Here is a 25,891-nt window from a genome sequence, read left to right on the forward strand (position 1 = left end):
TGCCTGCCTTGAGATTGGCCCGCAGGGTCGTGCAGGCGTCCACGGTCTTGCCGATCACCCGGATCGCCGGCTGGGCGGCCAGCCCGAACCGTTCCCGCAATTCGGCGTAGAAGCGCTTCTGCACATCAAACTTCCGCACGACCCCGGCAGTGTGCATCTGCTCAGACAGCCACGACGCGGCCGTGTTGCAGGCGCGCAGGGTATCGCCCAGCGCCGACGCCTGCTCAGGCGTCGGCAGCAACCGCACCTGCACAACCTGCTTCACGCTGATCACCATAGCGTTGGTCCATGTCACCACGATGGGAACCCGACCCCGACATACGCAGGGGACGCAGTGTCATCCACCACCTTCACGTCCACCTGGTCTTCGTCACAAAGTACCGGCATGGCGCGTTCACCGATCAGTTCCTGCGCCGCTGCAAGGAGATCATGCGGGACGTGTGCGCCGGCCAGGGCGCGGAGCTGCGCGAGTTCAACGGCGACACCGACCACGTGCACTACCCGCCCAGCCTGGCCCTGTCCACACTGGTCAACAGTCTCAAAGGCGTCTCCTCTCGACGCCTGCGGCAGGAATTCCCCGCGCACATCCGCCGATACCTGTGGCGGCAGCACTTCTGGTCACCCTCCTACTTCGCCGGCTCGTGCGCAGGCGCGCCCCTGTCACTCATCAAGGACTACATCGACCAGCAGAAGCGTCCCGACTGACGGCCCGCCGCGCGGGCCGGACAAGCCGCGATCGGCACCTCCTGGCCGCAAACGACCAGCCTCCCCCCGATTGGAGTTCAGGTGAACACACCGGATCCGTTCCGGGAGTGGGACGGCGCCTACGTCCTGGGATCGCTGTCGGCCGCGGACCGGCTGGCCTACGAGCAGCACCTCGCGCAGTGCGCCTCGTGCGAGCGCGAGGTCTGCGGGCTCGCGGGGGTGACGGGCCTGCTGTCGCGCGTGCCGGAGGCGTGGGCGGTGCTGGGCGACGGCCCGGAGGTGCCCACCGCCGTCCTGCCCCGGCTCGTCCGGACCGTGCGGCGGCGTCACCTCGTGGTCACGGCGGCGGCGGTCCTCGGCGCCGCCGTGACCGGTGCGGTGCTCGGTGTGCTGTTCTGGTGCTAACTGTGACCTGTCACGGAGTGGACAGCTCGAAGCGCTGCAGGCCTACCGAGCCGCCGAGCGCCTGCGTGGCGTGGTTGAAGACGCCGAACCGGTAGCCCATGAAGAACTGCCACTCGTTCTTCAGCGTGAAGCCGCTGCCCAGCGACGTGAAGTTCACGCCGTCCGTGCTGTAGGAGAACCGGGCCTGCCGTCCGCTGCCGGGACGGATGTCGGCGTTGGCGCGCAACCAGATCCGGGTGCCGGTGAGGTTCGCGCTCGCGACCTCGGTGCCGGTGCCGGTGGTGTTCCAGTTGCTGTCCATGGTCAGGCCGTTGACCATGGCCACGCGGTTGCGGCCGTTGTCGCGCTTGACCCCGATCCACGCCGAGGAGTCGCGCAGCATCGCCAGGCCGGTGCGGTCGCCGTCGCGCATCGAGGCGAGGTCGAGCGTGACGGTGGCCGTCGAGGCCGGGCCCTGTATTCGGTGGGTGAGGGTGTTGCGGGCGTTGTACAGATCGTTGGTGACGGTCGCGGTGGACAGCCACAGACCGTTGTCGACGCTGTACTTCGTGGTGTCCGGGTTGTGGTTCCACTCCCACTGCGGCCCGAGTCTCGTGCCGTCGAAGGTGTCCACCCCGGTCATGGGTTTGACCTGGCGCGGTGGCGCGGGCAGGTTCGGCATCGGGTAGTTCGCGCCCCAGCCGCCGTTGACGGTGGTGACGCGCGGCCAGCCGTCGGAGGTCCAGGTGATCGGCGCGAGCACCGGCACGCGGCCGCCGGGATAGGCGTCCACGAAGGCCATGTAGTACCAGTCGCCGTTCTGCGTCTGCACCATGCCGCCCTGGTGCGGCACTCCCCCGCCCTGGATCGGCGTGGGCATGTTCAGCAGCACCTGCTGCACGGTGTACGGGCCGAACGGGCTCGACGACTTGAGCACGTACTGGCCGTTCGCCGGCCTGGTCAGCCAGATGTAGTAGCTGCCGTTGCGCTTGTAGAACCTCGCGCCTTCCAGCGTGCCGATGTTGGACGGCGTCTGGAACACCTGCTGCGAGCGCACTTCCGACTTTCCATCCGCCGACAGCTGCGCGACGCTGATCGTGGTGTTGCCGTACGCGACGTACATCGTGTCGTTGTCGTCGACCAGCATTCCCGCGTCGTAGTAGCACTTGTTGATCGTGGACAGCTTCGACCACTGCCCGTCCACGGCCGCGGCGGTGTAGATGTGGGTCTGGGCGAAGTCGACGCACCCGCCCCAGTAGAAGGTGTTGTTGCTCTTGCGGTGGTTGAACATCGACGCCCAGATACCCCGCACGTACGCCCGGCCGCCGTTGAGGTCGTACTTGGAGCCGAAGTCCAGGCGTGGCACGGAGTGCCCGGCGAACTCCCAGTTCACCAGGTCGTAGGAACGCAGGATCGGCGCTCCCGGCGAATAGTGCATGGTCGACGCCGAGTAGTAGTACGCGTCGCCCACGCGGATGATGTCGATGTCCGCGAAGTCCTGCCACAGCACCGGGTTACTGAACGACGCAGGCCGGGGTGTGGTGGTGGTCGGTTCTGTGCCGCCGTTGCAGCTGGTTCCGTTGAGGCGGAAGGACACCGGGTCGGGGTTGGCGGAACCGGACGTGGCGTTGAACCCGAACTCGACCTTGCCCCCGGCCGGCACCGACCCGTTGTAGGAGGCGTTGCGCGCGCTGACCTGGCCGCCGCTCTGCGTGATCACGGCGTTCCAGTGCTGCCCGACCTGCTGGCCGGAGGCGTAAGCCCACTCGAGCGTCCAGCCGGTGATCGCGTCACCGGTGTTCGTGATGGACACGGACGCGCCGAAGCCGCCCTGCCATTCGGAGGTCTTGGTGTAGGTGACCGAACAGCCGGGAGCGGCCTGTGCCGTCGTGCTCGCGGCAAGTCCGGCGGCCACCAGCGTGAGGGCGGACACCGCCGCCGCCACGGGAGCCCACCTCATGATCGTGACCACCTCTGGTTGGTCTGGCCGTTGCAGGTCCACAGCACCAGCTTCGAGCCGTTGCCGGTCGCGGCCCGTTCCACGTCGAGGCACAGACCGGCGTTCGTGTTGCGCAGCGTCCCGTCGGAGCCCAGCGTCCAGCGCTGGTTCGCCTGGCCGTTGCACTGCCAGACGATGACCCTCGTGCCGTTGGCGGTGCCCTGGTCGTACGCGTCGAGGCACTTGTCGCCGAACACGCGGACCTCGCCGTTCGTCCAGGACGTCCAACGCTGCGAGGCGGGAGTGAGACAGTCCTGGATCACCACCGCGGCCCCTGCCGCCGTGGACCCGTTCTCGACATCTAGGCAGCGGTTCGACCCGGCCCCGCGCAACCGGGAGGTGGTGTTCTGCAGCGGGCTGCCGCCGGTCACCCGGAACGCGGTGACGCCGTGCGCGGTAACTGAGGCGGAGATCGCGCCAGGCGTGCTGGACGTGCCACCGGTCCAGAGGTCCGTCAGGGTGAAGTTGCCGCCGGACAGGCCGATCTGGGCGGCCGTGGTGGCGATGGTGGCGGCGGCACCGCCCCGGTTGAACAGGCCGACGGCGACCGAGCCGTCCGCGAGCGGTTTGGCGAACACCTCGGTGGCGCCGTCGTCACGCACCCGGCGGCCGCCCGCGCCGAGGCTGTCCTGGTTCACGGCGATCAGGCGCTGGTTGCGCAGGATCGCGCTGACGTCGGCGGACATGGTGCGGATGTCGTTGCCCGCCATGAGCGGCGCCGCCATCAGCGACCACAGCGTGAAGTGCGACCGCGACTCGGTGAGTGTGAGGCCGGGACGTCCGACGACGAGCATGTCCGGGTCGTTCCAGTGGCCGGGACCGGCCTGCACGGCGAGCGGGGCGGTGATGTCGACGACGTTGCCCACGCCCATCGGGTAGCTGTTGGTGTTGCCGTTCTGCCAGATGTCCAGCAGGTCCTCGGTGGTGCGCCACAGGTCGGCGACCTCGCTCCAGTCGTACCTGTCGCCGGTGGGAGCGTGGAAGCTGTTGGAGTTGATGCTGTAGACGATCGGGCGGCCGGTGGCGCGCAGGGCGTCGCGCATGATCGTGAACCGGGCGATCTGCTCGTCCCGGGTGCCGGCGCCCGAGCACCAGTCGTACTTCAGGTAGTCGACGCCCCACGACGCGAAGATCCGCGCGTCCTGGACCTCGTGGCCCTTGCTGCCGGTCGAACCGGGGTGCGCGCCGGTGCCCTGCGCGCACGTCTTCTCGTTCGGCGCCTGGTAGATGCCGAACTTCAGGCCGCGGCCGTGGATGTAGTCGCCCAGCGCCTTCATCCCGCCCGGGAACTTCGACGGGTGCGCCCGCAGGTTGCCGGCGGAGTCGCGCTGCGGGTCGAACCAGCAGTCGTCCACGACGACGTACTGGTAGCCGGCGTCGCGCATGCCCGACGACACCATCGCGTCGGCGGCCTGGCGCACCTGGCCCTCGGTGATGCCGCAGCCGAAGCTGTTCCAGCTGTTCCAGCCGAGCGGCGGGGTGAGCGCCGGACTGCCGGGAGCGGCGGTGGCGGGGTTCGCGGTGCCGGTCGCCAACGCCGCCAGCAGGACGGCGGCGAGGTGCGTGAGTTTCCTTGACCAGGAGGGCATCGTTGCCCCTTTCTCGCAGGGTGACGCCGCCGGTGGGCGTGCCCGGCGGCGTCGGTCCCGCACTCAGCAGGTCGAGTTGGTCTGGGTCAGCAGGCCGAGCCGCCAGGGCAGCCGGTTGTACTCACCGCCGGCGTTGGGATCCATGCCCTGGTAGAGGTAACTGAGCTTGCAAGGGCTGATCTCCATGGTCTGGTCGACGTTCGTGCGCACCATCTCGCCGTGGCTGATGTCGCGGGTCCACTGTCCACTTGGGAATGTAACATTGTTGGCGCGGGCGAACGGGTTCGACTCGCTCTCGGCCAGCCCCGTCCACGGACCGGTGATCGAGGGCGCGGTCCAGGAGCGGAACCAGCGGCGGCCGTCCGTGCCGATCGCCTCGTGCACCAGCAGCCACTGGTTCTTGCCGGCGATCTTGTAGACGTTGGCGGCCTCGAACAACCGGTTGCGGTCGCTGTCCTGCATGGCGATCACCGTGTTGGTGAAGCCGTTGGGGAACTGCGCGAGGCTGGTCTCCGACCGGTAGAGGTGGCCGTTGTCGTCGGAGGAGAACAGGTAGCACTTCCCGGTGTCGCACACCGTCCAGAAGTCGACCCAGTAGCCGTTGCCGATGTTGTCGCGGATGATCTGCGGCATCCCGTTGGCGTAGAAGTTCTTCGGCGTGGACCACGACGCCGGGTCGGCGATGTCCGTGGTCGTGGAGTACGACGCGTTGGACCCGGTCTGGTAGACGAGGTACCAGAGGCGTTGCGGCGCAAAGTAGAACACCTGCGGCGCGGCCCGGTACCCGGTGCCGATGCCGGAGCGGTCGAGGTAGTAGTGGGGTGCGGCCGACGCCTGGGACCAGTCGCTGAAGCTGGTGTACATCAGGTTGTAGCCGTTGGTGTACGTGGACGCGAACACGTGGTACTTGCCGTTGTAGAAGATGACGCTCGGGTCCTTGACCGCGACGTTCGCGTGCGTGGCGTCCGGCTTCGGACTGATCAGCACACCGCTGGAGTTCCAGCGGAAGCTCGACGGCAGGCTGCCCACGGGCGGGTTGCCGGTCGTGGTCGTGGTGGTCGTCGTGGTGGGGCCGACATCGCCGGTGCACAGGGTTCCGTTGAGGGTGAACGCCGTGGGGTTCGGGTTCGCCGTGCCCGTGGAGGAACCGTTGAACCCGAACTCGACCCGGCCACCGGTGGGGATCGCCGCGTTGTACGAGACGTTGCGGACGGTCACCTCGGTCCCCGACTGGGTCGCCTCGGCGTTCCAGGTCTGCTTCACCTGCTGGCCGGCGGAGAAGCTCCAGGTGAGCGTCCAGCCGTTGACGGCGTCACCGAGGTTGGTGACGCTGACGTTCGCCGTGAAGCCACCGTCCCATTGCGACGGTGCGGAGTAGGTCACCGAGCAGCCCGGTGCGGCAGCGGCGGGAGGCACCGCCACCGCGGCGAGCGTGGACACCGCGATGAGCGGCACGGCGGCGACGGCCGTGAGCAGGGCTCGTCGTGATGTGAACGATCGTGCGAAGAACATGATCACCCTTCGTCGTCGGAGGGAGCAGGGATCACGCGCCGGCGCAGGTGGCGGTTCCGACCGCCGCCGCACCGGGACCGGACGCGAGGAAGCCGAACGTCGCCGAGGCGCCGGGGCTCGGAACCGACGACAGCGCGGTGAACCAGACCGTCGCCATCTTGCTGTAGCCGGCGGCGTTCGGGTGGATGCCGTCGGGCAGGTCGGAGATCGGCACCGCCGGGTACATGTCCACGACGTGCACCCGCTTGCCCGCCGCGGCCTTAGCCCGCAGCAGCGGGACGATGGCGGCGTTGTAGCCGCGCACGGTGGCGTCGGCGAAGCGGATCGGGATGATGGTCAAGACGAACACGTCCGCGAGCGAGCCTGCGAAGTCGGCGGCGTGTCCGGCGGCACGCAGCTTCGTGCCGAGGTCGAGGCGGTAGCCGCCGATGGAACCGCCCTGGGTGATCGAGTCACCCAGCGGCATCACCCGCACCGGGCCGGCGGAGGCGGCCGGATAATCCACAGTGGACTGGTCGGCGGCGACGGCGGGAGACGCGGTCAGCAGGATGGCGATCAGCGCACCGCACAACGCTTTGAGCGGGCTCGGCATGATGAGCCTTTCGACGAGCGGTCAGCGGCGGGGCGGCTTCCAGCAATGTAGAAGACCCCGTCACGCCGGGTCAAAGCTAAATGTGAGCGCTAACCTTTAGCAGAACAGCATTCGGCTGCATCCATCACTCGACCAGACGCCTTCGCGCTGTTAGCGCGAACAAACGCTGTTCACGGCTGCGGCCGCGTGACCGAACCACCCTCGCGCACCGGCATCGGCACCCGGCGGATCAACGGAGGGCGGGCCCCGCGTCCCCGCCGGCCCAGCATCTCCACCAGCACCTCGACCGCCTGCACGCCGAGTTCGTGGTGCGGCAGGGCGATGGTGGTCAGCCGGGGACGCATCCACGAGGCGACGGGGTGGTCGTCGAACCCGAGCACGGAGACGTCGCCCGGTACCGAGAGCCCGGCCTCCCCGAGCGCCTGGTAGGCCCCGAACGCCAGGCGGTCGTCGAAGCACACCAGCGCCTTGGGCAGGTGGCGGCGCAGCAGTTCCCTGGTCGCGTCGTACCCGTCCTCGGGTGTCCACCTGGGACAGCGATGCGCGCTGACCACCTCGACGCCCGCGGCCGCGAACACCTCGCGCATCCCGATGAGGCGCTGCACGGCCGCGATGCTGTGGGGCGGGACATCGTAGAAACCCGGTCCCGCGCCGATCAGGTGCACGCCCTGGCGGTGCCCGGCATCAACGAGGAGGCGTGCCGCCGAACGTCCGCCCTGCACCTCGTCGGACACCACCGACGGAATGGCCGAGCGGGTGCCGGCGGTCGCGTTGAGCAGCACGGCGGGCCCGTGGTGCAGACGTTCCGGCACCGCGATCGCCCTCGTGTGCGTGGTGGCGAGAACGATGCCGTCCGCGCGCCGGTCGCGCATCGCCTCGACCAGCGACCGCTCGAGTCCCGGGTCCCCGCCGGTCTCCCCGGCGAACAGCATGAAGCCGTGCCCGTAGGCGGCCTCCACCGCGCCTTTCACCACCTCGCCCGCCAGGCCGGAGGAGGTGACGGTGTCGAGCACGAGCCCGATCGTCCGCGACGGTCCCGGACGTGGTCCGCTCACCAGCGTGCCGCGCCGGTAGCCCAACTCCTGGGCCGTCGACCGAACCCTCCGTTCGGCGTCCTCGGAGATGCGCAGTTCGCGCGCACGTCCGGTCAGCACGAGCGATGCCGTCGTCACCGACACCCCGCTCGCCGCCGCGACGTCGGCCAGGGTCACGCGAGTTCGTCCCACCGCAGATCCGCCTCCCGTGCCGTACGGGCCCGACCGCGTTCCAGCCGGATGTTCCACGAATTGGTTGTGGTCACGCGCCTTCCGCCGAACGGTCCTGGCGGAGGGACCGTCCGGCGACCGAGCGCTCTACCGCTTCAGGCGACCGGGGTCGCCTGCCTCGCCGCGGCGCACGAGCCAAGCCTCGGTGATGTGCGTGAACATGGCCTGCGCCGCACCGGCCCCGTCGTGGGCGGCGATGCGTTCGAAGATGCGGCGATGCCCTTTGTTGGACGCCTTGCACATGTCCCTGCCGCTGCGGCCGTGGTAACCGGCGGAGCCGAGGACCTGGCTCTCCAGCGAGCGCACCACGCCGCGGGCGATGCGGTTGCCCGAGGCCTGCATGATCGTGTCGTGGAACAGGCGGTCGTGCTCCTCGTAGGTGGCGGTGTCGCCGACGAGTTCGTCCATCCGGTCCACCAGGGCGCGCAACCGGTCCAGGACGGCCTGATCGGCGGTGCGCGCGGCGACCTGTGCCATGTCCGACTCGAGCAACCGGCGCGTCACCACCAGGTCGTCGAGGATCGCGAGGCTCTCGTCCCCGGCGACGGCGGCGGCGAGGACCAGCTCGTCGAGCATGTTCCACTGCGCCATCGGGGTGACCGTGGTGCCCGCGCCCTGGCGCACCCGCACCAACCCCTTCTCCTGCAGGACCTTCACCGCCTCGCGGATCACCGTCCTGCTCACCGAGAAGGTCTCGCACAGCACCGGCTCGGGCGGGAGCGTGGTGCCAGGGGCATAGGTACCGCGCACGACGCGTTGCACGAGCTCGGCGGTGACCGCGGCGGCCAGGCTCGCTGGTCTCCGCGTCCATCCAGGGATCTCCGCCGCACCCTGCTCCGACATCTCGCCTCCGTTGTGCCGCAACCTGTTGCCAGGACCCGACAGTATACGTAACACCATTGACGTCACACGTCATACGAGTTACGTTCGGATTGTTCCTGAACCGGCCCGGACGCCCGGTCCTCCCGTCCACGGAGACCCGTCCGCACGCCCCGTTCCACGGTGCCGTCGCCGCGAATTCCTCCGGCCGGCACGACGAACCCGAACGTCCACACAGGACACGAGCTGTCCCGTCCGCCGCAGCGGGAGAGGTGATCAGGCCACACCACCAGGAGGTCACTTGTCCACGTCCTCGTTCCCCGCTGTACGCGGGTGGATCGCACTCGCTGCCACGGCAGCGGTGATCGCCGCCCTCGCCACCGCTCCCCCGGCGACCGCTGCCACCACGACCCTCTACGCCTCTCCGTCGGGCACCGGCGCCGCCTGCTCCGCCACGGCGCCGTGCTCGTTACCTGGCGCGCAGGCCGCGGTGCGGTCCCGCAACACGTCGATGTCCGGTGACATCGTCGTGGAACTGGCCGGCGGGACCTACCGGCTCACCGCGCCGTTCCGGCTCACCGCGGCGGATTCCGGCAGCAACGGGTACCGCGTGCTGTGGCAGGCCGCGGCGTCGGCGCGTCCCGTCATCAGCGGCGCCAGGGCGGTCACCGGGTGGTCGCTGGCCGATGCCGGCAGGAACATCTGGCGGGCCGGCGTCGGCACCGGCGTGGAAAGCCGTCAGCTGTACGTCAACGGTGCGATCGCCACTCGCGCGCGGACCCTGGTGAACCGCGCCGACTTCACGTTCACCGACACCGGCATGCGCTTCTCGAACAGCTCGCTGAACTACCTCAACAACCTGGCGAACCAGAACCGCGTCGAGGTGGAGAGCGTCAACTCGTTCACCGACCGCTACTCGCCGGTGCAGAGCATCGCGGGCAACTTTCTCACGATGCAACAACCCGCGTGGAACAACAACACCTTCGGCTACGACACGCTCAGCAAGCCGCACCGGGCCGGACCGCTGTACCTGGCGAACGCGTACGAGTTCCTCGACGCGCAAGGCGAGTGGTACCTCAACCCCGGCGCGGGCGCGCTCTACTACATCCCGCTCGCCGGGCAGAACATGAGCAACGTCAGCGTGGAACTGCCGGTGCTGCAGTCACTGGTCAACGTCGGCGGCACCTACGACGCTCCGGCGCGCGACATCACGTTCGCCGGCATCACGTTCACCGGTACGTCGTGGCTCGGCCCCAGCAGCAACCAGGGGTTCGCCGACCAGCAGACCGGCGCCTACCTGGCGGGCAACCAGAACTGGCCGGCCGACCGCATCAACTCGTGCCAGCAGGGCTGTGCGCAGTTCGAGGCGGCGCGGCCGCACTGGTCCCAGATGCCCGCGGCGGTACAGGTTTCGGCGGCCGGCGGCATCACCTTCACCGACTCGCAGTTCGTCAACCTCGGCCAGACCGCGATCGGCATCGGCAACGACGCCAACGCGCACGCCAGCGGGGTGGGACTGGGCGCGTCCGGCGTCACGATCACCAGGTCGGAGATCGCCCGCAACTCGGCGGGCGGCGTCGTGGTCGGTGGCGTGCGAGCCGACGCGCACCACCCGAGCGACCAGCGGATGGTCAACCGGAACATCACGGTCAGCCACAACCGCATCCACGACATCGCCGTCGAGTACCGCGGCAACGTGTCGGTGCTCAACACCTACGTCAGCACGGCCACCGTGTCCCACAACGAGATCTACAACATGCCGTACTCCGGACTGTCCCTCGGCTACGGCTGGGGCGCCAACGACGCAGGCGGCAGCAACCACTACGCGAACCGCGGTCTGTACGACTACCAGCCGCGGTACTCCACGCCCACCACAGCGTCCAACAACAAGCTCATCAACAACTACGTCCACGACGTCATGCAGCAGATGACCGACGGCGGCTGCATCTACACGCTCGCCTGGAACCCGAACGCGGAGATCAGCGGCAACCACTGCGTGCGCACCAACGGATGGTTCGGGCTCTACTTCGACGAGGGCTCCAAGTACTACCGCGCGACCGGCAACGTCTTCTCCTCCACCGGCACGTGGGCCACCGCCAACTACTGGGGCGGCGAGAACATGGGCAACTGGACCCTCACCGGCAACTGGTCGACCAACAACAGCACCAACGTGACCAACGGCGACCGCGGCAACGTGGTCAACGGCAACGTCGTCGTCCCGGGCGGCAACTGGCCGTCCGGAGCCCAGGCCGTGATCGCCAATGCGGGGCCGGGCGGTAGCGGAGGCGGCCGGGAGAACGTCACGGTCGTCGGCAGCCAGTCGGGCCGTTGCCTCGACGTCGCCGGCACCGGCAACAACACCCAGGCAAGGCTCTGGGACTGCAACGGCGGCACGAACCAGCGCTGGAACCACACCGCCGGCAGGCAGCTCACCGTGCAGGGCAAGTGCCTCGACGCCTCCGGCGGAGGAACCGCCAACGGCACCGCGGCGATCCTCTGGGATTGCCACGGCGGCGTGAACCAGCAGTGGAACGTCAACGGTGACGGCACCATCACCGGCGCGCAGTCGGGGCTGTGCCTCGACGCCAGCGGCAACGGCACCGCGAACGGCACGCTGATCCACCTCTGGCCGTGCCACGGCGGGACGAACCAGCAGTGGAGCCTGCGCGGCTGAGAACGGGTCCCCGCACCGGCCGGTGCGGGGACCCGTTCACTCATCGCCCTCAGGAGCAGGCGACGCCGTTCAGCACCGCTGACGAGAACGGAGGCGTGCCACCGTTGTAGTTCGCGTTGAACCCGATACTCAGCTGCGCACCGGCGCCCAGAGAGCCGTTCCAGGCCGTGTTCGCCACGCGGACCTCACCGCCCGTGTCGGTCCACGTCCCGTTCCAGCCCTGCGTGACGGACACGCCGGGAGCGGCGAACGAGAACGTCCAGCCGTTGATCGCCTGGCCGCGGTTCTCGATCACGATCTCGCCGGTGTAGCCGCCCTGCCACTGGCTGACGACGCGGTGGGTCGCCTTGCAGCCGCCCGGGTTGCCGCCGCCCGTGGTGGTCGTCGTGGTCGTGGTGGTCGTCGTCGTGGTGATCGGGCCCGCCGCCATCGCGAGCTCGTAGGCGCGCTGCGGCACGAACTGACCGGCTGGCGCGATGCAGCCGTCGGACTCACCCGGCAGCTTGACCCACAGGAACGCCTCGATCTTCGAATCGCCCGTGTTCGTCGTGCTGGGCGTGCCGATCGCGCGTCCCGGCGGGTCGCACCACTCGCTGCCGGCGGGGCCGTTGCCGTTGCGGCTCGTGTCGACCACGGCCTTGAGGCGGCTGTCACCGACGGCGTTGAGCACGTTCTTGGCGAAGTTGACCTCGTCGGAGCTGGCGCGGTAGTTCGACACGTTCGTCGAGATGCCGTCGGCGCTGTTGGAGATGTCCGCGCCGCGCAGCCGGTTCGCGGCCTCCGCCGGGGTCAGCCACGCGGAGTGCCCGATGTCGAAGTACACCTTGGCCTGCCCGGAGCCGGACTTGAGCTTCTTGCCGGCGTAGGCCATCGACGCCTTGGTCTGGTTCTGCTGGTCCGCGCTCTGGCAGTTGGTCATCAAAGGCAGCACATCCGGTTCCAGCACGATCGTCGCGGGACGACCCGCCAGTCCCGCCGCCACCTCGTCCACCCATGCCCGGTAGGCCGCGTGGGAGGAGGCACCGCCGCCGCTGGGTCCTCCGCAGTCACGGTTGGGGACGTTGTAGACCACCAGGATCGGGATCTTCCCGGCGGAGGCCGCCGCGCCGACGAAGGAGCTGACCTCCGAGCGCACGGTCGACGTGTTGGTCGTCGTGTACCACCGCGCCTGCGGAACCGACGCGACGCGGTCACGGATGACCGCCGCGCGCGAGTCTCCCGGATTGGCGGCGACCCACCTGGCGCTCGAGCTGGACGGGTCGGTGTAGAAGGCCGACTCCGCCGCGTTGACGGTCGTGCCGCCGCTGACCACCAGGGTGGTGACCCCGGCGACGAGCGCGGACGCGAACAGGCACGCGCCCGCCGCCCGCCTCCTCGGTGCCGTCGTGTCTTCTCGGGACGGAACAGTTGCTGTCATTCAGGTCCTCGCAGCGTCGTTGCCATGGGGAAAGGGGGCGCGATGCATGAGAGCGCTCTCACAGACCGTGCGCGAATCGTGCGGCGCACAGCCGAGCACTCGGTCCGCTTCGGACCGGCATCGCGAAAAGCGAATACGAGTTCGGGTCAACGTAGCCTCGGAACACCGGTCCGTCAACGCTAAAAATGTTAGCGCTAACTTTAGCCGAATGCGGTTTCAATGCCGTTCGACGGCCGTGTTCAAACGATTTGACGTTTGCACTGGGAGCGCTCCCCTACATTCGTACGCCGATCGAGTCAACCTGCTGTCGAATTCGACAGTGCGTTCTTGTGAGCGTGAACAGGGAGCTGAGACACTCCTTGTCACTCAACGGGATCCGGCACTGGCGCACCGGACCTCATGAGCTGACCCCGTCCATCACACCCCGCAACGGGTGTTCCTGCGAAAGCGTGAATGATGAGACTGACATCGAAGTCAGTGGCTCTGATCCCGATCATTGCCACGGTCGCGACAGTGGTAATCGGCGCCACCCTGATCGCACCTCCCGCCGCGAACGCGGCGACCACCCTCGGAGCGGCCGCCCAGCAGAGCGGTCGTTACTTCGGTACCGCAGTCGCCGCGGGCAGACTCGGTGACTCGACCTACACCGGGATCCTGAACCGTGAGTTCGACATGGTCACGGCCGAGAACGAGATGAAGATGGACGCGACCGAGCCGAACCAGGGGCAGTTCAGCTACGGCAACGCCGACAGGATCGTCAACCTGGCGCGCAACCAGGGCAAGCGAATCCGCGGACACGCGCTGGCGTGGCACTCGCAGCAGCCCGGCTGGATGCAGAACATGTCCGGCACGGCGCTGCGCAACGCGATGCTGAACCACGTCACGCAGGTCGCGAGCTACTACCGGGGCAAGATCTACGCCTGGGACGTGGTGAACGAGGCCTTCGCCGACCGGCGTGCCGATCGACTGCGTCGGCTTACAGTCCCACTTCAACTCGCAGAGCCCGGTTCCCTCCAACTACCAGACCACCCTGCAGAACTTCGCCAACCTCGGCGTCGACGTGCAGATCACCGAACTGGACATCGAGGGCTCCGGCACCTCGCAGGCCCAGAACTACCGGAACGTCACCCAGGCCTGTCTGGCCGTGGCGCGGTGCACCGGCATCACCGTGTGGGGCATCCGCGACACCGACTCGTGGCGCGCTTCCGGCACCCCGCTGCTGTTCGACGGCAACGGCAACAAGAAGGCCGCCTACAACTCCGTGCTGGACGCGCTCAACGCGGGTGGTGGTCCGGGCCCGACGACGACCACGACGACCACCACAACGACGACGAGCAACGGCCCCGGCCCGGGCGGCTGCACCGCGTCGGTGTCGCTGAACCAGTGGGACGGTGGTTTCGTCGCCACGATCAAGGTGACCGCCGGTTCCAGCGCCCTGCGCGGCTGGAGCGTCGCCACCACGCTGTCGAACGGCACGGTCACCGGTTCCTGGAGTGCCAACCGCAGCGGCACCAGCGGAGCCGTCAACTGGTCCAACGTGGACTACAACGGGAACGTGCCCGCCGGCCAGTCCACCGAGTTCGGCTTCCAGGGCACCGGAAGCGGAGCCGGGCTGAACCCGGCCTGCAACGCGAGCTGATTCCCGAGCCACACGACCGGCAAGCTCCGGCGAACGGGTGACCGTTCGCCGGAGCGCCCTGCCCTGGGAAGAAGAAGATGGTCAAGACACGAAGGCTTTGGGCGAGCATCGCCCTGGTGGTGGGCACGATCCTGACGGTGGTCTCGCCGGTGAGGGCGGACAACCCGATCGTGCAGCACATCTACACGGCCGACCCGGCGCCGTTGGTCCACAACGGACGGGTCTACCTCTACACCGGCCACGACGAGGACGGCTCGACCTGGTTCACCATGAAGGAGTGGCGGGTCTGGTCCTCGGCCGACATGGTGAACTGGACCGACCACGGTTCTCCCCTGAGCATCGCCTCGTTCAGCTGGGCGAAACAGGACGCGTGGGCGGGCCAGGCCGTGGAACGCAACGGCAAGTTCTACTGGTACGTCCCCGTCGTCACCAAGGCCACCGGCCGCCCGGCCATCGGTGTCGCCGTCGCCGACAGCCCCACCGGCCCGTTCCGCGACGCCCTCGGCCGGCCCCTGGTGGAGAACGGCGAGATCGACCCCTCGGTCATGATCGACGACGGCGGTCAGGCGTACCTGTACTGGGGCAACCCCAACCTCTCCTACGTCCGCCTCAACGCCGACATGACGTCCTACTCGGGCGGCATCACCAGGATCCCGCTCACCACGGCCGGGTTCGGCACCCGCACCGGCGACCCGAACCGGCCCACCCTCTACGAGGAAGGTCCCTGGGTCTACAAGCGCAACGGCCTATACTACAACGTCTTCGCCGCCAAGTGCTGCTCGGAGTTCATCGCCTACTCCACCTCCCCCGGACCGACGGGGCCGTGGACCTACCGCGGCACCGTGATGGCCACGCAGGGCAGCAGCTTCACCAACCACCCCGGCATCATCGACTTCAAGGGCAGCTCGTACTTCTTCTACCACAACGGCGCCCTGCCCGGCGGTGGCGGCTTCACCCGCTCCGTCGCCGTCGAGAAGTTCACCTACAACGCCGACGGCACCATCCCGTCCCTCACCATGACGACGGCCGGACCACCGGCGGCGGACACCCTCAACCCCTATGCACGGCAAGAAGCCGAGACCATCGCCTGGGGCAACGGCATCGAGACCGAGGCCTCCAGCGAAGGCGGCATGAACGTCGGCTACATCAACAACGGTGACCACATCAAGGTCAAGAACGTCGCCTTCGGCAACGGCGCCTCGACGTTCACCGCCCGCGTCGCGTCCACCGTCGCGGGAAGCTCCGTCGAGGTGCGCAGCGGCAGCCCGACGGGCACTCTCGCCGGCCGTTGCACCGTGCCCAGCACCGGCGGCTGGCAGGCGTGGACCACGGTCACCTGCCCGGTGAGCGGGCTGACCGGCACGCGTGACCTCTACCTGAGGTTCAGCGGTGGCAGCGGTTATCTGCTCAACATGAACTGGTGGCAGTTCAGCGGAGGGAGCTCGTCATGAGCAACGCGAACCGGACGAGCCTCGACGGGCTCAGTCTTGCCGGCATCATCGCGGCCGTGCTGGTGCTGGTCGCGGCGGTGGCGATCTCACTCGTGCCGCAGCCGGCGCAGGCCGCGTCCCTGGTGCGGGTCACGAACTTCGGCACCAACCCGACCGGCCTGAACATGTACGTCTACGCGCCGGACAGGCTCGCGGAACGCCCGGCCCTGCTCGTGATGGTGCACTACTGCACCGGTTCCGCGAGCGCGGTGCACAACGGCGGCGGACGCGACTACGTCACCGCCGCGGACCGCAACGGGTACGTGATCATCTACCCGGAGGCGACGAGGGACGGGCACTGCTTCGACGTGTCGACCCAGAACGCGTTGCGCCGCAACGGAGGCAGTGACTCGACGGGTATCATGTCGATGGTGTCGTACGCGCGCCAGCGCTACAACGTCGACCCGGAGCGCATCGTCGTCTCGGGCATCTCGTCCGGCGCGATGATGACCAACGTGCTGGCCGCCCAGTACCCGGACGTGTTCAGCGCCGGCGCGGCCTTCGCGGGTGTCCCGGCGGGCTGCTTCGCGACGACGGACGGGTCGATGTGGAACAGCCAGTGCTCGGGCGGGACCCTGCTGAAGACCCCGCAGCAGTGGGGAGACCAGGCGAGGGCGATGTACCCCGGGTACACCGGGCGCTACCCGCGGATGCAGCTGTGGCACGGCACCTCCGACACGACGCTGGCGTACCCGAACTTCGGTGAGGCGCTCGACCAGTGGACGAACGTGCACGGGGTGAGCAGGACACCGGCGACCACCGACCAGCCCCAGCCGAACTGGACGCGCACCCGCTACGGCACCGGCACGCCGGCCGTCGTCGAGGGCATCAGCGCGCAGGGCACCGGGCACGACGTGCCGACGGCGGGGATGGTCGCGCACGCCATCACCTTCCTCGGCTTGGACCGCCCGCCCACGACGACGACCACGACCACACCGCCGCCGTCTCAGGGCTGCTCGGTCAAGGCAGTGGTCAACGCCTGGAACACCGGCCTCACCGAGACGATCACCATCACCAACACGTCCTCGACACCGGTGAACGGCTGGGCGCTGCAGTTCACGCTGCCCGGCGGGCAAACCGTCACGGGTGGCTGGAGTGCCACCTACTCCCCCGCCACCGGCGAGGTGACCGCCCGCAACGTCGGCTACAACGCGCAGGTCCAGCCCTCCGCCCAGGTGTCCATTGGCTTCCAGGCCACGCACACGGGCAACAGCGCACCCGCGGACGGATTCACGCTCAACGGCGTGCGTTGTGCCGTGAGCTGACCACGCACACCACTGGAAGCGTGACGAGCGAAGGGGACGACGATGTTCCACCTGCACAAGGGGTCTGCCATGTCCCGGCATAGGTCCGTGCTCGCGGCGGCCGTCGCGAGCGCCGTGGTCTTCCTGGGCGCGGCGGGGATCGCGCTGGGCGCCGGGGAGACCGGCACCGCGGCGGCGACGGCGGGGTGCGGCAAGCCACCGGCGCTGACGAGCGGCCAGCACACGATCAACAGCGGTGGTCAGAACCGCTCGTTCATCCTGCGGCTGCCGCCCGACTACGACAACAACCGCCAGTACCGGCTGTTCGTCGGCTTCCACTGGCGCGGCGGCACCGCGAACGACGTCGACTCCGGCGGCACCGACGGCTACAACTGGTCCTACTACGGGCTGCGGCGGCTCTCCGACGCCGCGAACAACGGCACGATCTTCGTGGCGCCGCAGGGCAACGGCAACGGCTGGGCCAACCCCGGCGGCCAGGACCTGAGGTTCGTCGACGACCTGGTCAACCGCCTCGACTCGGGGCTGTGCGTCGACACGACGCAGCGCTTCGCCGGTGGCTTCAGCTACGGCGGCGGCATGTCGTACGCGGTGGCCTGTGCCCGCGCGAACGTCTTCCGCGCGGTGGTCGCCTACTCGGGCGCGCAGCTCAGCGGGTGCGACGGCGGCACCCAGCCGATCGGCTACATGGGCATCCACGGCATCAGCGACAACGTGCTCGGCATCGGCCTGGGCCGCGGACTGCGCGACACGTTCGTGCGCAACAACGGCTGCACGCCGCAGAACGCTCTCGAACCGCGTGCGGGCAGCCGGACGCACATCGTCACGAACTACAGCGGCTGCCGTGCGGGGTACCCCGTGGTGTGGGCGGCGTTCGACGGCGGTCACACGCCGGGTCCGATCGACTCGGGCGGTGACGGCTGGCGGACCTGGACGTCCGGTGAGGCGTGGAAGTTCATCACCCAGTTCGCGGGCGGCGGCGGCCCGACGAGCACCACCACGACGACCACGACCACCCCGCCTCCCGGCGACGCGGCCTGCCGCGTGAGCAACGTGATCAGCGCCTGGAACAACGGGTTGACGTCGAACATCACCATCACGAACACCGGTTCCGCGACGATCAGCGGGTGGTCACTGGTCTTCACGCTGCCCGGCGGGCAGACGATCACGTCCGGCTGGAGCGCCACCTACTCCCCCGGTTCCGGGCAGGTCACCGCGAGAAACGTCCAGTACAACGGTGACATCGCGCCGAACGCGTCGATCACCGTCGGCTTCCAGGCCACGCACACCGGCAACAACTCGGCGCCGGCGTCGTACAGCCTCAACGGCAACACGTGCTCAGTCGCCTGACCGCCACTACGGGGAGCGCGAACAAACCCATGCACCAGCACAAGAAGTGGTGGCTCACCGCGGTGGCCGTCGCCACGCTCGTCCTCTCCGGCGTCAGCACCGCTGCCGCCGGCCCGCAGACACCTCTCGCCGCGACCCCGGGTTGCGGCAAGGCCCCGACCCTGCGCAGCGGCACGCAGACGATCCAGAGCGGGGGCAAGACCCGGTCGTTCGTCCTGAGCGTCCCGGACAACTACGACAACACCCGGCAGTACCGGCTGGTCTTCGGCTTCCACTGGTGGGGCGGCACGATGAACGACGTCGCCTCCGGCGGGAGCGACGGCGACGTCTACGCCCACTACGGCCTGCGGCGGCTGGCGAACAACTCCGCGATCTTCGTCGCGCCGCAGGGGATCGGCAACGGCTGGGCCAACTCCGGCGGCGAGGACGTCACCTTCGTCGACGACATGCTGCGCCGGATCGAGAACGACCTCTGCGTCGACACCACGCAGCGCTTCTCTCTCGGCTTCAGCTACGGCGGCGCGATGAGCATCTCGCTCGCGTGCTCCCGGCCGAACGTCTTCCGCGCGATCGCCGCCATCGCGAGCCCCGGCGAGATCAGCGGGTGCGCGGGCGGTACAGCACCGGTCGCGTTCATGGGCATCCACGGCATCGGCGACAACATCGGCTCGGGCCGCGGCCAGCGCGACAGGTGGGTGCGCAACAACGGCTGCCGGTCCCAGAACGCACCGGAACCGGCAGCGGGCAGCCGCACGCACATCACCACCACCTACGCGGGCTGCCGGGCCGGGTACCCGGTGGTGTGGGCGCCCTTCGACGGAGGCCACCAGCAGGGACCGGTGGACGGCTGCGCGGGCTGCGAGAGCGGAGCCCGCAGCTGGGTCAAGACCGAGGTCTGGAGGTTCTTCACCGGCGGCACCACTCCTACCCCGACCACGTTCCGGCTGCGCGGCGAGGCCTCGGGCCGTTGCCTGGACGTGAGCGGTGCCGGCACGGCCAACGGCTCCCCGATGGTCGTGTGGGACTGCCACAGCAACGCCAACCAGCAGTTCACCCGCACCGGCCAGACGCTGCAGGTCCTGGGCAAGTGCCTGGACGCTCCCGGCAACGCGACCGCGGGCACCGCGGTGCGGCTCTGGGACTGCCAGGGCGGCGCGAACCAGCAGTGGAACGTCAACGCAGGCGGCACGATCGGCAACGCCCAGACCGGGCTGTGTCTGGACGTCAACGGCGCCGGCACCGCCAACGGGACGGCCGCGATCGTGTGGACCTGCCACGGAGGCGCGAACCAGCGCTGGTCGCAGGTGTAGGCCGGTCGAACGGAGGGCTTTCACCGCCCCAGGTCGGTGAAAGCCCTCTCACCCTGCCGCCGCGAGCCCTTCCGCCAGCACCGCGATCGCGTCCGGCCCGGTCCGGCAGCACCCGCCCACCAACCGGGCACCGCCGTCGACCCACCCCTCGGCCTGCGCGGCGAACCCGCCCCCGTCCCCCGACCACGACCGCGCCGCCGCGTCCCATTGCTCACCACTGTTCGGGTACACCACGACCGGCAGTCCGGTCACCCGGCGGGCCACGGCGACCGCGCCCGCCACGTCTTCCGGTGCGCAGCAGTTCACGCCGACGGCGATGACCTCGTCCACACCGGACACGACGGCAAACGCCTCCTCGAGCGGTTGCCCGGCGCAGGTCCGGTCGCCGCGCACGGTGTAGGAGAGCCAGACCGGCACGCCGCTGCCGCGCACCACCTCCAGCACGGCCTCGGCCTCGTCCACGTCGGGGACGGTCTCGACCGCGAGCACGTCCGGGCCGGCCTCGCAGAGCGTCTCGACGCGAGAGGCGTGGAAGCGGACCAGCTCCGGCCGGCTCAGGCCGTAGCGGCCGCGGTACTCCGAGCCGTCGGCCAGCACCGCGCCGTACGGGCCGACCGACGCCGCGACCCAGCGGGGTCCGTCCACTTCGGACGCGGCGGACCGGGCGAGCTCGACGCTGGAGCGCAGCAGCCGTGCCGTCTCGGCCGCGCTGATGCCGCGGCGGGCGAAGCCCTCGAAGCTCGCCTGGTAGCTCGCGGTGATGGCGACCTCGGCGCCCGCCCGGTAGTAGGCGAGGTGCGCGGCTCGCACGGCGTCCGGGTCGGTGAGCAGCAGCCGGGCCGACCAGAGTTCGTCGGACAGGTCGTGCCCGGCGAGTTCCAGAACCGTCGACATCCCGCCGTCGAGCACGACCGCCCTGCGCGCCAAAGCCTCTGCCAGTTCCACCCCGGCGAGTCTACGGCCACCGAAATGAAGGGGAGGGGTGCGCGACGGCCGCTCCGCCGTGGTGTCGCGCACCCCTCCGGGACGATCTTCGGGGGCCTCCGCGTGTGCGCGCCGCATTTCCGCACGCGCGGAGGCCGTCCCAGCGACCGCCCGTCATGTCCCGGTCCGCCCGTGGCGGACCGGTCAGCCCGTCGCGCCGCGGTGTGCGGCGTGGTCCGGTGTGCTCGCCCGCCGGGAGAGCCTGGGGGGCAACAGCATCAGCGGTGGCGGCTGTTTCCCCTCCAGCTTGGCGACGAGCAGGTCGACCGCGTGCCTGCCGAGCTCCTCCGCGGGCAGGCGCACCGAGGTGAGCAGCGGTGACGTCTGTTCGGCCAGTTCGTCCGGGCAGATCGCGACCACGGCCACGTCACCGGGGACCTGGCGGCCGGCCGCGCGCAGGCACGCGGTGATCCAGCCGAGTGCCGCCTCGTTGTGCACGACCAGCGCCGTCATGGACGGGTGCGCGCGGATCAGGGCCTTGGTCGCCCTGAGCACCGAGTCGTGGTCACCCTCGACGGCCAGTGCCGTCGCGGCGACTCCCCTGCGCATCGCGGCCGCGCTGAACCCGTTCATGGTGCGGTGGGCGAAGCCGGTGCTGCGGCGGTAGACCGCGCTCGGCGCGCCGAGGAAACCGATGGAGCGGTGTCCGAGGTCGGCGAGGTGGTCGACGCACTTCGCGCCCGCCGCCTCGAAGTCCAGGTCCACGCAGGTGAGGCCGCGGGCGGCCGCCGGATGTCCGATGAGGACGGACGGTTTGGACAGCTGCCGGAGCAACGGCACGCGGTCGTCGTCCATCTCCACGTCCATCACCAGGAAACCGTCGACCTGGGCGCTGTTCGCGGCACGGCGCAGGCCCGCCGCGCCATCGTCCGCGGTCATCAGCAGGAGGTCCATGTCGTACCTGCGCGCTGTCGTCACCGCCGCCGTGACGAAGCGCATCACCGCGGGCAGGTGGGTGCCCGCCCGCAGCGGGAGCACCAGGCCGATCACGTTGGTCCTGCCGGTGGACAACACGCGATCCGAGGCGTGGGGCTGGTAGCCCAGTTCCCTGATGCTCTCCCGAACTCTCGTCTTCGTGTCCGCGGAGATCGATCTTTTGCCTGTGAGCACGTAGGAGACTGTGCTCGGGGCGACCCCCGCGTGCCGCGCGACATCCGCGATGGTGACCACACAGCCTCCATTCACACTTTCACTCACCGAGCGTGTCGACACCATAGGGAGCACCTTCTGATGACATCAAGAGAGATGTGCGCGTTAACATTGCGCGTCAACGGTGGTCCAGACGAATTCCGCACCGTCTGGAAAGTTGCCGGACAGAACTCCGTATCAATTAAGAAGAGCGTGCCCACGCGTCCGGAACTCCAGACGCGAGGCCGTCCGCGTGGGCACGCTCACATGCTCAGGCTCAGAGCGCCGGGTAGGCGTTGCGCATGAGCTCCTGGAGCTGGGCCGGGAACCAGTGCCCGGCCAGCGGCGCGTTGCCCAGCGAGCCGGACATGCTGTTGCCGTTGCGCGCGTTTCCGGTGTACGTGGGGTCGCACATCCGGTCGAAGCCCTTGCCCTCGTTGTTCGGGATCTCCTCGCTCGCGCCGTCGGACTCGCCCGGCGGCTTGATCCACACGTAGGCGTCGACGCCCGCCGCGGGTGCGGCCTTCGGGCGTTCGCCGATGCCCGCCCCGGCCTGGTTGCACCAGTTGCCGAGGTGGATGCGCCGGTCGAGCCTGCCTCCGTCGACGTAGGCGTCCACGCTCGTCCTCGGTCCGGGACCGGACGGACGGGCCGTGCCACCCCAGCCGTTGCGGCTGGTGTCGATCAGCATGCCCACGTTCGCGTCGAAGCCCGCCTGCACGGCCCGCTGCCGGAACGCCTGCGCGTAGGGCAGCTCACCGGTGTAGCGGTTCCAGTCCACCCACTTCGACTGGCGCACCGGCGTGCCGTTGATCGACTCGTCGATCGAGAAGTTCGGCTCGGTGAGGATGCCGTAGTTGGCGGTGTTGGCGACGAAGCCGTGCACGTTGGCCTTCGTGCTGCCGGACGCGTTGGCCGCCTGGAAGAGCAGCTCCGCCGACGGGCCGAAGTTGTCGTCCCAGCCCAGCCAGCCGTGGTGGCCGATGTCGATGTAGTTGTAGGTGTTCGGGACGGCACCCAGCTTCGCGAGCGCGTAGCCGACACCGGTGACGTAGTTCCCGTTCGCCTTCATGACGTCGCACTGCGGCGTCTGGGTCGGCCGCGGCGTCACGTTGGTGATCAGGTTCGGCAGCGAGTCGATCTCCACCACGGTCACGATGCGCAGGCTCGCGTACGCGGGCCTGGCGAGGATCGCCGCGATCGGATCGATGTACTCCGTCTTGTAGCGATCGATCTCCGTGGGCTTGAGCTCACCGTTGGACGCCAGCGCCGCGCAGTCGCGACCCGGCAGGTTGTAGATCACGACCTGGATGGTGAGTGGTGAGCCCGCAGCCTGGCGCACCGCCTCGTCGAGGTGCGAGGCGAGTCCGCGGGCACCGGGGGTGCCGTTGATCGCCGCGATGCGGTCCATCCACACGGCGGTCGGCTGGTTCGCGATCCTGCTGCCGCCCGGCTCCGCGTTCGCCTTGGCCGCCCAGTCCGGGTTCACGTACTGCTTCGCGCCGACGTACGGGTTGTCGACGCGGTTGCCGGGGTCCGGGTTGTTCGACGTCGTGGTGGTCGTGGTGGTGGTCGTCGTCGTACTCGTGGGCGGCGCTCCGGTGCACACAGTGCCGTTCAACGTGAACGTCGTCGGGTTCACGTCACCGCTGGCGGCGCCGGAGCCGTTGAAACCGATGTCGATGGACGCGCTGGTGCCGAGGCTCCCGTTCCACGACATGCTCGCAGCGGTCACGTTCGCGCCCGACTGCGTCCAGGTCGCGCTCCAGCCCTGCGCCACGCGCTGGCTGCCGGGCAACGCGAACTTCAGCGTCCAGCCGCCCGAGATCGCGTCACCGAGGTTGGTGATCTTCACCGAAGCGCCGAACCCTCCGCCGCCCCAGTTGTTCGCCGTGTAGTCCACACGGCAGCCGGGTGCGGCGCCCGCGGGTGGCGCGACAAGCGCCACCGCGATCGTCGCCGCGGTGGTGGCGACCACGACTCCAGTCGCGGCCCACCGCCTCTGTCCGTTGAGCTTCATTGCTCCGGATCTCCTGTCTGTCAATGATGTTCTATCTTCATGAGCGAACACGCGGTGGGCGTGCACTCAAGTCTTTTCAGCCCCAGGTACTCCATGCCGATCGAGCCGGTGAGCGCGAATCCGTCCCCGAAGGCGAGGTCCGGATCGCCGCGTACCTCGCCGTTGGCGAGCGCGGTGCGCCAGGCCTGTTCGAGTCCTGGCCTCAGGATCAGCAACCCGAGCCGTTCGTACGGTGCCTTGGCACAGGTCCCCCACTCCGCGACGAACGGCGCGTAGACCTTCGACCGCACCGGACCGGCGAAGCCCACGAAGTCGTCGTCCCGCCTGACGGTCGTGCACTCGTCGGTCAGGTCGTGCAACCACGCGGCGACGCCGTCGACGCCCCTGCTGAGGTCCGGGGCGGGTTCGGCGCGTCCGACGAGGAGGACGAACGCGACCGAACCCACCACCAGGAGGGCGGCCAGGGCCCTCGTCACCGGATGGCGCACGCCGACCCGTTGAGCGTGAAGGACGACGGATCAGCCGGTGCGGACGCCGTCGTGGCGTTGAACCCGAACGTCACCGAGCCTCCGGCCGGGATGTCCGCGTTGTACGACACGCCCTTCGCGGTCGCCTGCCCGCTCGCGACGGTCACCGTCGACGACCAGGCCTGCGAAAGCTGCTGCCCCGAAGGGAACGCCCACACGAGCTGCCACGCGCTGATCGCGCTGGTGCCACTGTTGGACACCGTCACGTTCGCGGTGAAGCCGCCGTTCCACGTGCTCGGCCGCGTGTACGCCACCGTGCAGGAACCGGTACTGCCGCCACCTGTCGCCGTTCTGACCGTGACGCCGGAAGACGCCGGCGAGGCGTTGCCCGCCGAGTCCGTCGCCACGACCGTGAACGAGTACTGGGTGTCCGCGGTCAGGCCGCTGACCGTCACCGAGTTGGTGGCGGAGGTGGCGACCACCTGGCTGCCGCTGTAGACGCGATAGCCCGTCACGCCCACGTTGTCCGTCGCCGCGGTCCAGTCCAGCTTCACCGTGGTGCCGGTGATGCCGGACGCGGCCGGCGTGCCGGGCGTCGAGGGCGCACTGGTGTCGGGCGTACCGGTGCCACCGCCGAACACGACGTCCGAACAGCTGTAGAACGCCTCCGGGCTGTCCGAACGCTGCCAGAGCGAGTAGATGATGTGCCGGCCGGACTTGTTGGGCAGCCGGGCCTGCCAGGCGTACTCGCCGTTCGCCAGCGGCGGGTTCGTCACCTTGTCGAACGGGGCCGGCTCGAGGTCGGACCACTTGAGCGGCATCGTCGGGTCGAAGCCGTCCTTGGTGACGTACTGCTCCCAGGTGCCGGGGTGCGGCGCCCACGCGTTGTACCGCAACGTGACCGTGCTGTTCGCCTGCACCTGGGTCACGGGCCAGTCGGCCCGCGTCAGGTTGTAGGCCGAGTACTTCGTGGTGGGACCGCACAGGTTGCCGTCGGGAATGATCTCCCGATGGCGCCCGGCGGCGTTGCTGATCAGGTTGCCAAACCAGTCCCACAACGGCTGCTTCCCGCCCTGGGCGACAGCCGCGGCGCACGCCGGGTTGGTGGGCTGGAGATCACCGCCACCGCCGCCGGCGCGGCCGTCCTCGTAGCAGAGGTAGGTGCGGCTGCCGGGCCAGACCATCGACCCGTGCGCGACGGCCGTGCCACCGGTATGCACCAACACAGCGCCTACCGCGGCTGCGACTGCTAACAACGCTATGCGTTTCTTCATCGCGGGACTCC

At 69.2% G+C, this 25,891-nt stretch carries 21 protein-coding genes and 1 pseudogene; 9 read left to right on the top strand and 13 right to left on the bottom strand.

All coding sequences use genetic code 11. The features are described from left to right. The coding region (locus tag IG04_RS0121805; protein WP_211257790.1) for a hypothetical protein at positions 1 to 265 on the bottom strand (265 nt) is incomplete at its 3' end. 23 nt (positions 266 to 288) lie between these two features. Here IG04_RS0121805 and tnpA point away from each other — a divergent pair. Both tnpA and IG04_RS0121815 read left to right on the top strand, forming a co-directional pair. After that, complete coding sequence (gene tnpA / locus IG04_RS0121810; protein WP_084401131.1) at positions 289 to 705, top strand: IS200/IS605 family transposase; 417 nt, start codon at positions 289 to 291, stop codon at positions 703 to 705. An 81-nt stretch (positions 706 to 786) separates the two neighbouring features. Continuing rightward, on the top strand, positions 787 to 1,110 hold the full coding sequence (locus IG04_RS0121815) for an anti-sigma factor family protein (protein ID WP_051770383.1): 324 nt from the start codon (positions 787 to 789) through the stop codon (positions 1,108 to 1,110). 10 nt (positions 1,111 to 1,120) lie between these two features. On the opposite strand, the gene IG04_RS0121820 is transcribed toward IG04_RS0121815, so the two are convergent. The 6 genes from IG04_RS0121820 to IG04_RS0121845 all read right to left on the bottom strand — a co-directional run bounded on the left by IG04_RS0121820 (position 1,121) and on the right by IG04_RS0121845 (position 8,889). Beyond that, positions 1,121 to 3,049 (bottom strand): family 43 glycosylhydrolase, encoded by a 1,929-nt coding sequence (locus tag IG04_RS0121820; protein WP_030478534.1) that lies wholly within the window; start codon positions 3,047 to 3,049, stop codon positions 1,121 to 1,123. Then, on the bottom strand, positions 3,046 to 4,677 hold the full coding sequence (locus IG04_RS0121825) for a glycoside hydrolase family 27 protein (RefSeq protein ID WP_030478535.1): 1,632 nt from the start codon (positions 4,675 to 4,677) through the stop codon (positions 3,046 to 3,048). Before IG04_RS0121825 ends, IG04_RS0121820 begins: the two co-directional genes overlap by 4 nt. A gap of 63 nt (positions 4,678 to 4,740) precedes the next feature. Next, complete coding sequence (locus tag IG04_RS0121830) at positions 4,741 to 6,189, bottom strand: glycoside hydrolase family 62 protein (protein ID WP_084401165.1); 1,449 nt, start codon at positions 6,187 to 6,189, stop codon at positions 4,741 to 4,743. A gap of 31 nt (positions 6,190 to 6,220) precedes the next feature. Next, positions 6,221 to 6,781, bottom strand: a complete 561-nt coding sequence (locus tag IG04_RS0121835; RefSeq protein ID WP_030478537.1) for an SGNH/GDSL hydrolase family protein — start codon at positions 6,779 to 6,781, stop codon at positions 6,221 to 6,223. A gap of 170 nt (positions 6,782 to 6,951) precedes the next feature. Then, positions 6,952 to 7,992, bottom strand: coding sequence for a LacI family DNA-binding transcriptional regulator (locus IG04_RS0121840; RefSeq protein WP_030478538.1), 1,041 nt, complete (start codon positions 7,990 to 7,992; stop codon positions 6,952 to 6,954). 141 nt (positions 7,993 to 8,133) lie between these two features. Further along, the gene (locus tag IG04_RS0121845; protein WP_084401129.1) at positions 8,134 to 8,889 is read right to left on the bottom strand and encodes a FadR/GntR family transcriptional regulator; all 756 of its coding nucleotides are present in this window, start codon (positions 8,887 to 8,889) and stop codon (positions 8,134 to 8,136) included. Positions 8,890 to 9,166: 277 nt separating this feature from the next. On the opposite strand from IG04_RS0121845, the gene IG04_RS0121850 reads away from it, so the two are divergent. Then, positions 9,167 to 11,539: an RICIN domain-containing protein gene (locus tag IG04_RS0121850; protein ID WP_084401128.1), complete on the top strand. Its 2,373-nt coding sequence runs from the start codon at positions 9,167 to 9,169 to the stop codon at positions 11,537 to 11,539. Between the two features lie 49 nt (positions 11,540 to 11,588). Here IG04_RS0121850 and IG04_RS0121855 read toward each other — a convergent pair whose 3' ends face one another. After that, positions 11,589 to 12,956 (bottom strand): glycoside hydrolase family 6 protein, encoded by a 1,368-nt coding sequence (locus tag IG04_RS0121855; RefSeq protein ID WP_084401127.1) that lies wholly within the window; start codon positions 12,954 to 12,956, stop codon positions 11,589 to 11,591. A 456-nt stretch (positions 12,957 to 13,412) separates the two neighbouring features. Between IG04_RS0121855 and IG04_RS48810 the strand changes: the two are divergent. The 6 genes and pseudogenes from IG04_RS48810 to IG04_RS0121880 all read left to right on the top strand — a co-directional run. After that, a pseudogene (locus IG04_RS48810) lies at positions 13,413 to 13,893 on the top strand (endo-1,4-beta-xylanase); the annotation flags it as partial. An 18-nt stretch (positions 13,894 to 13,911) separates the two neighbouring features. Then, positions 13,912 to 14,595 (top strand): endo-1,4-beta-xylanase, encoded by a 684-nt coding sequence (locus IG04_RS48815; RefSeq protein ID WP_338043557.1) that lies wholly within the window; start codon positions 13,912 to 13,914, stop codon positions 14,593 to 14,595. A 77-nt stretch (positions 14,596 to 14,672) separates the two neighbouring features. Next, on the top strand, positions 14,673 to 16,046 hold the full coding sequence (locus tag IG04_RS0121865) for a glycoside hydrolase family 43 protein (RefSeq protein WP_030478542.1): 1,374 nt from the start codon (positions 14,673 to 14,675) through the stop codon (positions 16,044 to 16,046). Continuing rightward, positions 16,043 to 17,350, top strand: coding sequence for an extracellular catalytic domain type 1 short-chain-length polyhydroxyalkanoate depolymerase (locus IG04_RS0121870; protein ID WP_030478543.1), 1,308 nt, complete (start codon positions 16,043 to 16,045; stop codon positions 17,348 to 17,350). The genes IG04_RS0121865 and IG04_RS0121870 overlap by 4 nt, the downstream gene beginning before the upstream one ends. 69 nt (positions 17,351 to 17,419) lie before the next feature. Continuing rightward, positions 17,420 to 18,697: a CE1 family esterase gene (locus IG04_RS0121875; RefSeq protein ID WP_030478544.1), complete on the top strand. Its 1,278-nt coding sequence runs from the start codon at positions 17,420 to 17,422 to the stop codon at positions 18,695 to 18,697. Between the two features lie 29 nt (positions 18,698 to 18,726). Then, the gene (locus IG04_RS0121880) at positions 18,727 to 20,007 is read left to right on the top strand and encodes a ricin-type beta-trefoil lectin domain protein (RefSeq protein ID WP_030478545.1); all 1,281 of its coding nucleotides are present in this window, start codon (positions 18,727 to 18,729) and stop codon (positions 20,005 to 20,007) included. A gap of 48 nt (positions 20,008 to 20,055) precedes the next feature. Here the strand turns inward: IG04_RS0121880 and mmuM are convergent, their stop codons facing one another. The 5 genes from mmuM to IG04_RS0121905 all read right to left on the bottom strand — a co-directional run bounded on the left by mmuM (position 20,056) and on the right by IG04_RS0121905 (position 25,880). Next, positions 20,056 to 20,952, bottom strand: coding sequence for a homocysteine S-methyltransferase (gene mmuM, locus IG04_RS0121885; protein WP_030478546.1), 897 nt, complete (start codon positions 20,950 to 20,952; stop codon positions 20,056 to 20,058). 183 nt (positions 20,953 to 21,135) lie between these two features. Next, complete coding sequence (locus IG04_RS0121890; protein WP_030478547.1) at positions 21,136 to 22,161, bottom strand: LacI family DNA-binding transcriptional regulator; 1,026 nt, start codon at positions 22,159 to 22,161, stop codon at positions 21,136 to 21,138. A 235-nt stretch (positions 22,162 to 22,396) separates the two neighbouring features. Next, positions 22,397 to 24,139: a glycoside hydrolase family 6 protein gene (locus IG04_RS0121895; protein ID WP_030478548.1), complete on the bottom strand. Its 1,743-nt coding sequence runs from the start codon at positions 24,137 to 24,139 to the stop codon at positions 22,397 to 22,399. A 20-nt stretch (positions 24,140 to 24,159) separates the two neighbouring features. Continuing rightward, entirely contained in the window at positions 24,160 to 24,627 is a 468-nt protein-coding gene (locus tag IG04_RS0121900) for a hypothetical protein (RefSeq protein WP_030478549.1), read from the bottom strand. Beyond that, positions 24,612 to 25,880, bottom strand: coding sequence for a lytic polysaccharide monooxygenase (locus tag IG04_RS0121905; protein ID WP_036015456.1), 1,269 nt, complete (start codon positions 25,878 to 25,880; stop codon positions 24,612 to 24,614). Before IG04_RS0121905 ends, IG04_RS0121900 begins: the two co-directional genes overlap by 16 nt. Positions 25,881 to 25,891 lie beyond the last annotated feature (11 nt).

The sequence above is a fragment of the Lentzea albidocapillata genome (genome assembly GCF_000719115.1).
GTDB classification, from domain to species: domain Bacteria; phylum Actinomycetota; class Actinomycetes; order Mycobacteriales; family Pseudonocardiaceae; genus Lentzea; species Lentzea albidocapillata.

What these genes read in the sequence shown, in the direction of transcription:
- IG04_RS0121820 (WP_030478534.1), bottom strand. Translation starts at nt 3,049, where the DNA reads ATGAGGTGGGCTCCCGTGGCGGCGGCGGTGTCCGCCCTCACGCTGGTG.
- tnpA (WP_084401131.1), top strand. Translation starts at nt 289, where the DNA reads ATGTCACCACGATGGGAACCCGACCCCGACATACGCAGGGGACGCAGT.
- IG04_RS0121870 (WP_030478543.1), top strand. Translation starts at nt 16,043, where the DNA reads ATGAGCAACGCGAACCGGACGAGCCTCGACGGGCTCAGTCTTGCCGGC.
- IG04_RS0121905 (WP_036015456.1), bottom strand. Translation starts at nt 25,880, where the DNA reads ATGAAGAAACGCATAGCGTTGTTAGCAGTCGCAGCCGCGGTAGGCGCT.
- IG04_RS0121830 (WP_084401165.1), bottom strand. Translation starts at nt 6,189, where the DNA reads ATGTTCTTCGCACGATCGTTCACATCACGACGAGCCCTGCTCACGGCC.
- IG04_RS0121835 (WP_030478537.1), bottom strand. Translation starts at nt 6,781, where the DNA reads ATGCCGAGCCCGCTCAAAGCGTTGTGCGGTGCGCTGATCGCCATCCTG.
- IG04_RS0121855 (WP_084401127.1), bottom strand. Translation starts at nt 12,956, where the DNA reads ATGACAGCAACTGTTCCGTCCCGAGAAGACACGACGGCACCGAGGAGG.
- IG04_RS0121845 (WP_084401129.1), bottom strand. Translation starts at nt 8,889, where the DNA reads ATGTCGGAGCAGGGTGCGGCGGAGATCCCTGGATGGACGCGGAGACCA.
- IG04_RS0121875 (WP_030478544.1), top strand. Translation starts at nt 17,420, where the DNA reads ATGTCCCGGCATAGGTCCGTGCTCGCGGCGGCCGTCGCGAGCGCCGTG.
- IG04_RS0121880 (WP_030478545.1), top strand. Translation starts at nt 18,727, where the DNA reads ATGCACCAGCACAAGAAGTGGTGGCTCACCGCGGTGGCCGTCGCCACG.
- IG04_RS0121825 (WP_030478535.1), bottom strand. Translation starts at nt 4,677, where the DNA reads ATGCCCTCCTGGTCAAGGAAACTCACGCACCTCGCCGCCGTCCTGCTG.
- IG04_RS0121895 (WP_030478548.1), bottom strand. Translation starts at nt 24,139, where the DNA reads ATGAAGCTCAACGGACAGAGGCGGTGGGCCGCGACTGGAGTCGTGGTC.
- IG04_RS0121865 (WP_030478542.1), top strand. Translation starts at nt 14,673, where the DNA reads ATGGTCAAGACACGAAGGCTTTGGGCGAGCATCGCCCTGGTGGTGGGC.